Genomic DNA, 11,904 nt, shown 5'->3' on the forward strand with positions numbered 1-11,904 from the left:
GCTAAGCATCCGCTTAGTTTAGTCCGCAATAAAAAAGGGAGCGTAATGCTCCCTTTATAACATGCTTTTAGCACAATAGGCTAATACGCCTATGGTTGACTAAATTAAGCGTCAGTTGCTGGTTTTTCTTCAGCTGCTTCTTCAGTCTTTTCTACTGCTTCTTTCATGCTTAGACGAACGCGGCCTTGGCGGTCGATTTCAAGTACTTTAACTTGAACTTCTTGACCTTCAGCTAGGTAGTCAGACACTTTCTCTACGCGCTTGTCAGCGATTTGAGAGATGTGTACTAGACCATCTTTACCTGGAAGGATTGTCACGAATGCACCGAAGTCAGCTAGACGAGCAACTTTACCTGTGTAGATGCGGCCTACTTCAACTTCTGCAGTGATCTCTTCGATACGGCGGATTGCTTCTTTCGCAGCTGTACCTTCAGTTGCAGCAATCTTGATTGTACCGTCGTCTTCGATTTCGATAGTTGTACCAGTCTCTTCAGTTAGAGCACGGATAACTGCACCACCTTTACCGATAACGTCTTTGATCTTCTCTGCGCTGATCTTCATTGTGTGGATACGCGGAGCGAACTCAGAGATCTCTTCACGAGCACCAGAGATAGCTTCATCCATTACAGATAGGATGTGCTTACGTGCACCTTGCGCTTGGTTAAGAGCAATTTGCATGATCTCTTTAGTGATACCTTCGATCTTGATGTCCATTTGAAGTGCTGTGATACCAGTGTTAGTACCCGCTACTTTAAAGTCCATGTCACCTAGGTGGTCTTCGTCACCAAGGATGTCAGAAAGAACAACGAAGTCATCGCCTTCTTTAACAAGACCCATTGCGATACCCGCAACAGAAGACTTGATTGGCACACCAGCGTCCATAAGCGCTAGAGAAGTACCACATACAGAAGCCATTGAAGAAGAACCGTTAGATTCAGTGATTTCCGATACAACACGTACTGTGTATGGGAACTCATCAACAGAAGGCATTACTGCTGCGATACCGCGTTTAGCCAGTTTACCGTGACCGATTTCACGACGCTTAGGAGAACCTACAAAACCAGTTTCGCCTACACAGTATGGAGGGAAGTTGTAGTGTAGTAGGAAGTGATCTTTACGCTCACCCGTTAGCTCGTCGATGATTTGAGCATCACGCTGCGTACCTAGAGTCGCAGTTACTAGAGCCTGAGTTTCACCACGTGTAAATAGTGATGAACCGTGCGTACGAGGAAGAACACCAGTACGTACGTCTAGCGCACGAACCATGTCTTTTTCACGGCCGTCGATACGTGGGTTACCCGCGATGATGCTGCGACGTACCACTGTCTTCTCTAGATCGTGGAAGATAGTGTGGATTTCTTTTGTGTTCGCTTCTGGATCTTCAGCAAGTAGCACTTCGTTTACTTCACCTGCGATCTCGTGGATGCGGTCGTAACGAGCCATCTTCTCAGTGATTTGGTAAGCTTCAACAAGCTTAGCTTCAGCAAGTTCAGCAATCTTGTTTACAAGCGCTGTGTTCTCTTCTGGAGCAACCCAATCCCAAGCAGGAGTCGCAACTTCAGCTTTGAACTCGTTGATTGCTTTGATCACAGCTTGTTGTTGATCGTGACCGAATACAACAGCAGATAGCATTTCTTCTTCAGTTAGGTTGTCAGCTTCTGATTCAACCATTAGTACTGCAGATTCAGTACCCGCAACCACTAGGTCTAGTTTAGACGCTTCTAACTCAGTATTGCTTGGGTTAAGCACTAGTTGACCGTCGATGTGACCAACACGCGCAGCACCGATAGGACCGTTGAACGGGATACCAGAGATAGCTAGCGCCGCAGAAGTACCGATCATAGTTACGATATCAGGTTGAACATCTGGGTTCACAGATACGACTGTTGCAATAACTTGTACTTCGTTTTTGAATGCATCTGGGAATAGAGGACGGATTGGACGGTCGATTAGGCGAGCCGTTAGCGTTTCGCCTTCAGAAGGACGGCCTTCACGCTTGAAGAAACCACCAGGGATTTTACCTGCTGCGTAAGTACGCTCTTGGTAGTTAACTGTTAGAGGGAAGAAGTCTTGACCTTCTACCGCTTCTTTTTTACCAACTACAGAAACGAATACTGCTGTATCGTCCATAGTAACCATAACTGCAGCGGTAGCTTGACGTGCGATAACGCCAGTTTCTAGAGTAACTGTGTGGTTACCGTACTGGAACGTTTTAACAACTGGTTTTTCGAACATTGTTATTCCTTGTTTCCAAGCGCATCGAAAGAGTGGCTCGGAGAGTATTGATTGATACTCAAGGCATTACAAATCGCGACTAGTGAAAATGAACTGTGTAGCGACTCATTGCAGCTAAATTCATTTTGAATAGTCGCGACCTTTTGGTCGACGTGGTTGACTGTAATGCTATGAGCTTTGTGAACAAACATTGATACCCAACGAGGCATCAAAAGTGTGCGGGCGTAGTATAGCGGGATTAATTCGGTTTGGCTAAGCCATACCAAACAAAATAAGTAACGGACAACAAAAAAGGGGCTAAAAGCCCCTTTTTCGACAAACTGTTCTATGCAGCCGCTGATTAGCGACGTAGGCCTAGACGCTTGATTAGATCTTGGTAACGAGAAAGGTTTTTGCCTTTCAAGTAGTCAAGAAGCTTACGACGGCGAGAAACCATACGTAGAAGACCACGACGGCTGTGGTGATCGCCTTTGTGCGCTTTGAAGTGACCTTGTAGGTGGTTGATAGAAGCTGTAAGTAGAGCTACTTGAACTTCTGGTGAACCAGTATCGCCTTCAGTTTGAGCGTATTCTGCAACGATTGCTGCTTTAGTTTCTGCATTCAGAGACATAATTCTCTCCTAATAAGAGTAGGTTTAACATTTGTGCCAGCCAATCTCTGATTCAGCCGACACGAGGAGCGCGAATTATAGGGGATGTATAGAGGTTAAGCAACCGCTATTTGATAGTAACCCTATAAGTACAGCATTCCCATCTAAAGCATTTCTGTTACACTTAGCTGCACAAAACCTACCTAATTGAATTAACAGGATTCCCTATGAAAATCGGCATCATCGGTGCAATGGAACAAGAAGTTTCAATTCTTAAAGACGCTATCGAAAACTGTGAAACCGTATCAAAAGCGGGCTGTACCTATTTCTCTGGGCAAATCAACGGTGTCGATGTCGTGTTGCTCCAATCAGGTATTGGTAAAGTCGCAGCGGCAGTCGGCACAACGATCCTGCTCGATGAGTACCAACCCGATGTTGTGATCAATACCGGCTCTGCGGGTGGATTCGACTCAAGCTTAAATCTAGGTGATGTGGTGATTTCGACCGAAGTTCGCCATCACGATGCTGATGTGACAGCGTTTGGTTACGAAATCGGTCAAATGGCAGGGCAGCCTGCTGCGTTCATTGCAGACGAAAAGCTAATGGATGTCGCTGAGAAAGCACTCTCACAAATGGAAGACAAACATGCGGTACGTGGATTGATCTGTACGGGCGATGCGTTTGTTTGCACAGCTGAACGTCAAGCATTTATCCGCCAACACTTCCCATCTGTCATTGCTGTAGAAATGGAAGCCTCTGCAATTGCGCAAACTTGTCACCAGTTCAAAGTGCCATTTGTTGTTGTTCGTGCGATTTCTGATGTTGCAGATAAAGAAGCAAGCATGAGCTTTGATGAGTTCCTACCTTTGGCAGCGAAGAGCTCGTCGGAAATGGTATTCAAAATGGTTGAACTGCTGAAATAGCTTAGCCAAAGGGAAGACAACAACATCATGGAAGATTTGTTTAACCAACTCTATTCCAACGGTGCGCTCCTTGTTCTGTGGGGCGCCCTACTTTGTCACTTGGTGCTTCCCTTTCCTCGAGAAGCGCACCCTGCCATTCTTTGGCATAAATTCGCCGAGCAATTGGCCGATAAGGTCAATACCAACAACAACTATCAACAAAGCATCATTTCTGGCAGCCTCGCTTGGCTACTCATGATTATTCCTATGCTGGCCGTGTTAGTTGCTCTCAAGCCATTAGTTTGGCAACCCCAACTGTTCGAACTTGCCTTCCTGCTTCTTGCGATTGATTGGCGCAACACCGATAAGTTCACCGCCCAATTTGTCGCGGCATTAGCAAGAGAAGACAAAAAGCAAGCGAAGATGCTGCTTAATCCCATCGTCAATCGTTCGACCCAACCACTTTCACTGCTTGGGCTAGGAAAAGCGGGCACTGAAACCTTGATTATGTCGTATGGACGCAATGTGGTGGGAGTTCTTTTCTGGTTCGCAATTACCGGCGGTATTGGCGCGTTCATCTACCGAATGATGGTTGAGCTCGCACGCGCTTGGTCTCCATCTCGTCAAGCGTTCTCTCCCTTCGGAATCCCTGCAGTTAGAGCCGTTGCTATCATGGATTTTGTGCCATTAAGGCTATTCGCACTGATGATTGCTGTTGGAAATCGTACTCAGCAAGTTTTTACGCTCATCAAGCAGCAAGCTAAGTCGTGGCCACTCCCCGGTCCTGCTTGGTTAGTGGTCGCTGTCGGAGCAAAGCTTGAGTTATCTCTTGGCGGGCCTGCGATTTACGACGGAAAAAAATCTGAGCGAGCAAAACTCGGCGGTCGAATTGCCCCTTCTGCCTTACATATTGCTCAAGTCCAAAAACTGCTAGCGTGGAGGATGTTCGCTTGGGTATTGATTCAAAGTGCAGCGATGGCTGCCGTTTATCAAGGGATATAGATGCGTAAGTTCATTGCATTTGCCACTTGCTTACTCTCTTCAACGCTTTTTGCCGCACCTGTAGAAAAAGTGATTAGTCTCGCTCCTCATGCAACGGAGCTCGCATACGCGGCAGGGTTAGGTGATAAACTCATCGCGGTAAGTGAACACAGTGATTACCCAGAGCAAGCCTTAAAGCTGGAGAAAGTCGCCAACTACCAAGGCATCAAGATAGAGCGCATTATCGCCCTGCAGCCAGATTTAATTATTGCCTGGCCATCTGGTAACCCACAAAAGGAGTTAGAGAAACTTAAGCAGTTTGGCTTTAACATCTACTACTCTCAAACCCACTCATTAAGTGATATTGCAGACAATATTGAGCGCCTCAGCCAATACAGCGCCTCACCTAGCGATGGTGTGAAAGCGGCGGCAGATTTTCGTCAGCAGTTAAGCAACTTCAAAGCCAAGTATCAAACCACTCAGCCAATACGCTACTTCTATCAATTGAGTGAGCAGCCGATCATCTCCGTCGCACAAGGCAAATGGCCTAGTGAGGTGTTTAGCTTCTGTGGCGGTGAAAACATTTTTGAACATAGTGCTGCGCCCTACCCTCAAGTTGGCGTCGAGCAAGTACTGGTGCAACAACCCGATGTTATTTTCACGTCAGAGCATGCAATTAAGAATGGCAACATGTGGGCTAAGTGGGAAAAAGAGCTGAGCGCAGTCAGAAATGACCACGTCTGGAGCCTTGAGTCTGATTGGCTAAATCGACCAACGCCACGTACGCTTCGCGCCATTGAGCAAGTCTGTGACTATTTCGAGGCTGTTCGGCAAAAACGCTAACGATTGCCTCTTGAGATCCCGTACAATTCAGCATCGTTTTCTGTCCCCTATTTAAGTAAGAGAAGTGAGTAACATGGATTCCATGCTGCTTTATAGTATTGACCTATTCGGTACTGCCATATTTGCGATATCAGGCGTATTACTCGCAGGTCGATTAAAAATGGACCCATTCGGCGTTGCTGTATTAGGTAGTGTTACGGCGATTGGTGGTGGCACAATTCGCGATATGGCGTTGGGTGCGACACCTGTGTTTTGGATAACCGATACCAACTACCTTTGGACCATTTTAATTACCTGTCTTATCACCATGATTGTGGTTAGACGACCCAAGCGACTCGCTTGGTGGATTCTGCCAGTCTGTGACGCTATTGGCTTAGCGGTGTTTGTAGGGATTGGTGTCGAGAAAACCATGGCCTACCAAGACTCAGCTTTAGTCGCTGTCATTATGGGTGTCATTACTGGTTGTGGCGGCGGCATTATTCGTGACGTGCTCGCGCGTGAAGTGCCAATGGTACTGCGAAGCGAAGTTTATGCGACAGCCTGTATTATCGGTGGCGTCTTCCATACGACGGCACTTGCCATGGGACAAGACAGCGATACCGCATTCCTAGCGGGTGTCTTATCTACGCTGCTTATCCGTTTAGGCGCGATTCGATGGCACTTATCTTTACCAACTTTCGCACTAAATCGTTAAGCAATAAAAAAGGTCACCGAGGTGACCTTTTTTAATTTTCTATCTTTAGCAATTACTTCTGTACTCGGCGAAGTACATCTTTCAGTAAATCAAAGTCATTCGCTAGGTCTTCAGAAAGTAGCTCCATTTCCGCGTGCTTAGCAAGCGGTCCTGGCAGGTCGATATCAGAGCCTAAAATCTCGTCAACCACTTCTTTGAACTTAGCTGGGTGCGCTGTACATAGGAATAGGCCAGTTTCACCGTCTTGCAATTGTTCGTCGAGTAGACGGTACGCAATCGCACCATGTGGTTCACACAGGTAACCTAGCGTGTTCAACTTACGTACAGATTCTGCACTTTGCTCATCAGACACTTTACCTTTGCCCAACGTATCTAAGCCCCAACCTTTAATCTGGCACAGCTCTTCGATACGTGGCCAGTTGTTTGGTTGGCTAACATCCATTGCGTTCGATGTCGTTGCAACCGTTGGTTTAGGATCCCACTTACCTGTTTCTAGGTAGCGAGGAACGGTGTCATTTTCGTTGGTCGCAGCAATAAAGCGCTTAATTGGTAGCCCAAGCGCTTTAGCTAATAGACCCGCCGTTAAGTTACCAAAGTTGCCACTAGGTACCGACACAACAAGGTTTTCACGCTGTTCTTTAGTCAACTGAGATGCAGCTTCAAAGTAATAACAGATCTGAGCCATCAAACGGCTAATGTTAATTGAGTTAGCCGAGTTTAGACCAATCTCTTCACGTAGCGCGGCATCATCAAATGCTTGCTTAACCAAAGCCTGACAAGCATCAAAATCGCCATCAATCGCGACAGTGTGAATGTTCTTGCCCAGAGTACAGAACAACTTCTCTTGTAGCGGGCTAATCTTGCCTTTCGGGTACAAAATCACAACGTTGATATCTTCCATGCCATAGAAAGCATGCGCGACGGCTGCGCCCGTATCACCGGACGTTGCTGTCAAAATAGTGATTTTTCCGCCATCAGAAACCGCAGCTAAAGATTGCGCCATAAAACGACCGCCAAAGTCTTTAAACGCTAAGGTCGGGCCATGGAAAAGTTCAAGCGCGTAAACGCCATCTTTGACTTTATTGATTGGCGCCGGAAATTGAAATGCAGCATCAACCATTGAGTGAACCTGCTCTTGCGCTAGCTCATCACCAATCAATGCTGACAAAATCTTGGTGCTACGAGAAACAAAGTCCTCAGCTAAAAGAGCATCCACATCATCAAACGTTGGCAGTTCAGATGGGAAAAAAAGGCCTTGGTTACGACCTAACCCTTGGCGAACGGCTTGGCCAAAGGAAACTTGTTCATCATTTTCTTTTATATTGTAAAGCTTCATAGCTCACTTCCTGTAACGATCGAACCTTGCTTATCTAAGCGACAAACATGGACGAATCCTTCTTTATTTTGTACGTAATTTTGTTCAAGCCAGCGTGCAACACGCTCAGCGACATCTTTCTCTTTACAAATGCTAAACAGCGTCGGGCCACTTCCTGAAATACCCGTCGCCAACGCGCCTGCTGTTGCTGCATATTTACGAGCGTCAGCAAAGCCCGGTAGCAGTTTCTCACGATATGGTTCTGCGATCACGTCTTTGATCATTTTTGCCGCAAGCTCAGGCTGTCCTGAATGGCACGCATGAATAAAGCCTGCTAAATGACGGCCGTGAGCGATGATATCTTGACGACGATATTGCGAAGGCAAAATTTCACGCGCTTCAGCGGTGGACACTTTGATGCCCGGGTACGCCATCACCCAATACCAATCATCAAAGCAAGGAACCTCTTGGCTAATGATACCCAGCTCTTCAAGCATCAGTTGCACGCCCCCCAGATAACAGGGCGCAACGTTATCATAATGAATACCGCCAGAAATCTTACCTTCCATTTCCCCCATCAAAGCGAGTAATTCAGTCTCATCTAGAGGTTGACCATGAAAACGGTTTAGCGCATCTAGCGCAGCCACAATCGAACATGCACTCGAGCCTAGACCAGAACCAATTGGCATATTCTTTTCTAGAGTCATCTCTAGAGGGAGTAAAGAGACACCTTTTTTCTCAAGCTCACGGGCGAACACAGTCCAACAATCGTAAACGATGTTCTCTTTCGGGTTTTCAGGCAGTTTAGAAACAAAGTTGCCCGCAGTGTTAAGACTAAAAGGCTGCTCACCTGATTTGACCAAGACTCGATCACCAAGTAGCGTACCGTCCACCGGAGACACAGCGGCCCCCAGTACGTCAAAACCAACACTTACATTACCTATTGACGCTGGTGCGTAAACCACCACATCCATACCACTACTCATTGATTAAACCCCTAGCTTCCATCCTAACGTACGCATCACATCTGAGAAGACACCTGCTGCGGTAACTTCTGTACCGGCACCGTAACCACGCAATACTAGCGGAATTGGCTGGTAGTAACGGCTGTAGAAGGCTAATGCGTTTTCACCATCTTTGATTTTGAACATTGGGTCGTTTTCATCCACCGCAGCAATGCTCACGCGGCATTTGCCCTCTTCGATCTCACCGACATAGCGAAGCACCTTGCCTTCTTCGGCCGCTTTCGCTGATTGCTCTTTGAAGTATGCATCTGCTTCAGGGAGTCGAGCCATAAATTCTTCCACACTGCCCGAATCATCAAAACCTGGTGGTAGAGCTTGGTCAACGATCACGTCTTCAAGCTCTAAGTTCATACCGGCTTCACGAGCAAGGATCAGCAGCTTACGAGCCACATCCATACCAGAAAGATCATCACGAGGGTCTGGCTCGGTAAAGCCGTTGTCTTTGGCAATATTCGTTGCTTGGCTGAGCGTCATTCCCTCATCAAGTTTACCAAAGATGTAGGAAAGTGAACCAGATAGAATCCCTGTAAAGCGCTCCAGTTCATCCCCCGCCGAGATAAGGTTTTGCAAGTTTTCGATAACCGGAAGACCCGCACCTACCGTTGTTTCATACATCAGTTTACGGCGAGAGCTACGCGCAACATCACGCAATTGGTGGTAGTAAGCCATGCTTGCCGTGTTGGCTTTTTTGTTTGGTGTAACCACGTGGAAACCTGCCGCTAAGAAGTCAGCATACTGATTTGCGATCGCTTCACTCGAGGTACAGTCAACAAGAACAGGGTTAATGATATGGTTACGCTGAACCAAAGAGATCAAGCGCGCGAGAGTAAATTCTTCCGACGCATCCTTCATACGATCACGCCAGTGATCCAATGGCAAGCCTTCACTATCTAGCAATAAGCCCTTACTGTTGGCTAAACCACATACGCGTAGCACAATGCCTTTTTCTGCCAGTTTCGCTTGTTGACGCTGAATTTGGTCAACCAGTTCACCACCAACGCCACCGACACCAACAACGAAGACATCCAAGAAGTGTTTCGAGTTAAACAGGTTTTCGTGACACGCTTTGATTGCTTCAGAGATCTTGTCTTCTGGAATCACGGCTGAAATGGCGCGTTCAGAAGAGCCTTGCGCGATTGCTACAATATTAACGTTCACTTCTGCAAGAGATGAGAAGAATTGAGAAGCGACACCGCGAGAAGTACGCATACCATCGCCAACCAGTGTCACAATCGCCACATCATCAATAAATTCAACAGGCTCAAGCAGACCATCTTTTAGCTCTAACTCAAACGTCTCACTCAATGCTTTCTCTGCAAGAGCTTTATCTTGCGCTTCAATACAGAAGCTGATGCTGTATTCTGAAGAAGACTGAGTGATCAAAACAATCGAAGCACCCGCTGCTGACATCGCCCCAAACACGCGGCTTGCCATGCCTACCATCCCCTTCATACCAGGGCCCGATACGTTAACCATGGTTAGATCGCTAAGTGTTGTGATCCCTTTGATCGCGAGGTTGTCTTCACCAGTATCTTGACCGATTAAAGTCCCTGCACCTTGTGGATTAAAGCTGTTTTTGATCAGGCATGGAATATGGAATTGAGCAATAGGAGCTATTGTTTTTGGGTGAAGCACTGAAGCACCAAAGTAAGAAAGCTCCATCGCTTCTTGGTAGCTCAATGATTTAAGTAGGCGAGCATCATCTACCAAACGCGGGTCACAGTTGTAGACACCATCCACGTCAGTCCAGATTTCACAACAATCCGCACGCAGACAGGCGGCAAGCACCGCTGCTGAGTAATCGGAACCATTGCGACCTAGCGTCACCAGCTCACCTTTTTCATTGCCAGCGGTGAAGCCAGGCATAATGTTGACATGACCTTGAGGTAGTGGCTTCTGACGGAAGTTTTGCGTTGAAATATCGACATCAACCATCGCCTCTAGATGCTCACCTCTAGCAAAGAGATACTCAACCGGATCGATTAAGTTAGCAGGTTGTCCTTTTGCTTCCAGCACCGCTTTCATCAATTGAATCGAAACTCGCTCACCTTTGCTGATAATGCGAGCATTGACGTTATCAGGACACATGCCTAACAAGTTGATGCCGTGAACAAACTGACGTAACTGAGTTAATGAGGTTTTCACTTGGCTGTCATAGCCACTACCATCAATGTTTGGTAGCACCTGTTTGATATCTTGAAAAAGGTCTCGGAACGAATCTTCCAACTCTGCGATTTGCAGCTCCGCTTCACCATTTTTCAAAGCGCCTTCTATCACAGCCACCAGCTTGTTGGTTGTTTTACCCGGTGCTGATAGTACGACGGCCACTTCTTCTTGCTGTGCATTATTAGCGATGATATCCGCCGCTCTTAAAAAGCGGTCTGCATCAGCTAATGATGAACCTCCAAACTTTAAAACTCGCATCCCTTCCTCCAAATGATTTCAAATTGGCATAAAAAAAGGCCTGTATCTTGTTGGATACAGGCCTTTTTTTGAATTTCTTTCGCTTAGCAGCCTGCCCCAACATGTGTGATGTCGGTAATAATAATGGTTGTTGTCATTACTACTAGGCTGTGATTTTGCATAATTAATTTTTGTTGCGTTTGTGTGTTTGCTTACCCATACGTTTAACCTATTTGCTCTACACGAGTCAACGAAAAGTTTTTATTTTTTGTTTTCTCAATAAGCAATTCACACCATATTTTGCAACATCTCGCAGGCATTCATTGACAGTTTTAATGAGACCGCAGGCATATAAGCTAATAACTAATGGCTATATAAAAAATGCACCTAGTCCAATAGTTTTATGCTTTAATTAGGTTTGCAGTGGAGAAAGTAACCAAGGAGAGGCAGCGCATGATGAAAACGCTATGCTTGGCAGCGATGTTAGTTGCTGGTTCTCTTGGTGCGACAGAGTTACCTCCGCTACCATCCCAACAAAGCACATCACCTCATAAGCTTTTTATTTCCAGCGTTAACGACCAGCAAGACTTTGATACATGGAAGGTCGATGGTGGTTATTCCTATAACGTGTTCGACAAAATTGACTTGTATGTGGGTGCACGCCTGAACAATGGCGACAGAATCAACGAAACGGGCTTTCTCAGTGGAGTCAGCTATCAGGTGACCCCTCGCGTATCGGTAGCCAGTACCTTACATTCATACACAAATGAAAGCCTCGGTAACGATAAGCGCGAATCTGCCATTTCTGCAGAGGTATCGAGCCGAGTAAGACTCACCGAGAATTTAGACTTGCACGCCACCCTTGATTATCAAGAGTGGCAACAAGAAGTCGAATTCGGGTTAGGATTTCGGTTTTAA

The 11,904-nt window shown here is 46.5% G+C and carries 11 protein-coding genes and 1 other annotated feature; of the genes, 5 read left to right on the forward strand and 6 right to left on the reverse strand.

The window, feature by feature from the left end; genetic code table 11:
* Positions 1-104 precede the first annotated feature (104 nt).
* Complete coding sequence (pnp, locus tag U9J37_RS08750) at positions 105-2,234, reverse strand: polyribonucleotide nucleotidyltransferase (protein ID WP_005472900.1); 2,130 nt, start codon at positions 2,232-2,234, stop codon at positions 105-107.
* Between the two features lie 340 nt (positions 2,235-2,574).
* Complete coding sequence (gene rpsO, locus U9J37_RS08755; protein WP_005472830.1) at positions 2,575-2,844, reverse strand: 30S ribosomal protein S15; 270 nt, start codon at positions 2,842-2,844, stop codon at positions 2,575-2,577.
* 206 nt (positions 2,845-3,050) lie between these two features.
* Between rpsO and mtnN the strand changes: the two genes are divergently transcribed.
* From mtnN to U9J37_RS08775, 4 genes are all read left to right on the forward strand, one after another.
* The gene (gene mtnN / locus U9J37_RS08760; RefSeq protein WP_005472895.1) at positions 3,051-3,746 is read left to right on the forward strand and encodes a 5'-methylthioadenosine/S-adenosylhomocysteine nucleosidase; all 696 of its coding nucleotides are present in this window, start codon (positions 3,051-3,053) and stop codon (positions 3,744-3,746) included.
* 27 nt (positions 3,747-3,773) lie between these two features.
* Positions 3,774-4,727, forward strand: a complete 954-nt coding sequence (locus U9J37_RS08765) for a cobalamin biosynthesis family protein (protein WP_005472908.1) — start codon at positions 3,774-3,776, stop codon at positions 4,725-4,727.
* Positions 4,728-5,549: a vitamin B12 ABC transporter substrate-binding protein BtuF gene (btuF, locus tag U9J37_RS08770; protein ID WP_043887055.1), complete on the forward strand. Its 822-nt coding sequence runs from the start codon at positions 4,728-4,730 to the stop codon at positions 5,547-5,549.
* A 73-nt stretch (positions 5,550-5,622) separates the two neighbouring features.
* The gene (locus U9J37_RS08775) at positions 5,623-6,243 is read left to right on the forward strand and encodes a TRIC cation channel family protein (protein ID WP_005472851.1); all 621 of its coding nucleotides are present in this window, start codon (positions 5,623-5,625) and stop codon (positions 6,241-6,243) included.
* 52 nt (positions 6,244-6,295) lie between these two features.
* On the opposite strand, the gene thrC is transcribed toward U9J37_RS08775, so the two are convergent.
* The 4 genes from thrC to thrL all read right to left on the reverse strand — a co-directional run bounded on the left by thrC (position 6,296) and on the right by thrL (position 11,168).
* Positions 6,296-7,579, reverse strand: a complete 1,284-nt coding sequence (gene thrC / locus U9J37_RS08780; protein ID WP_005472812.1) for a threonine synthase — start codon at positions 7,577-7,579, stop codon at positions 6,296-6,298.
* Positions 7,576-8,532: a homoserine kinase gene (gene thrB / locus U9J37_RS08785; protein WP_005472828.1), complete on the reverse strand. Its 957-nt coding sequence runs from the start codon at positions 8,530-8,532 to the stop codon at positions 7,576-7,578. The genes thrC and thrB overlap by 4 nt, the downstream gene beginning before the upstream one ends.
* 15 nt (positions 8,533-8,547) lie before the next feature.
* Entirely contained in the window at positions 8,548-11,007 is a 2,460-nt protein-coding gene (gene thrA / locus U9J37_RS08790) for a bifunctional aspartate kinase/homoserine dehydrogenase I (RefSeq protein WP_005472878.1), read from the reverse strand.
* 29 nt (positions 11,008-11,036) lie between these two features.
* Positions 11,037-11,163 (reverse strand) — a sequence feature (Thr leader region).
* A complete protein-coding gene (gene thrL / locus U9J37_RS08795; protein ID WP_072039122.1) occupies positions 11,091-11,168 on the reverse strand; it encodes a thr operon leader peptide in 78 nt (25 codons plus the stop codon). (Overlaps the previous feature by 73 nt.)
* Positions 11,169-11,439: 271 nt before the next feature.
* Between thrL and U9J37_RS08800 the strand changes: the two genes are divergently transcribed.
* Positions 11,440-11,904, forward strand: coding sequence for a hypothetical protein (locus U9J37_RS08800; protein ID WP_043887056.1), 465 nt, complete (start codon positions 11,440-11,442; stop codon positions 11,902-11,904).

The sequence above is a fragment of the Vibrio sp. 16 genome, from assembly GCF_963681195.1.
In the GTDB taxonomy this organism is placed as follows: Bacteria; Pseudomonadota; Gammaproteobacteria; order Enterobacterales; family Vibrionaceae; genus Vibrio; species Vibrio sinaloensis_D.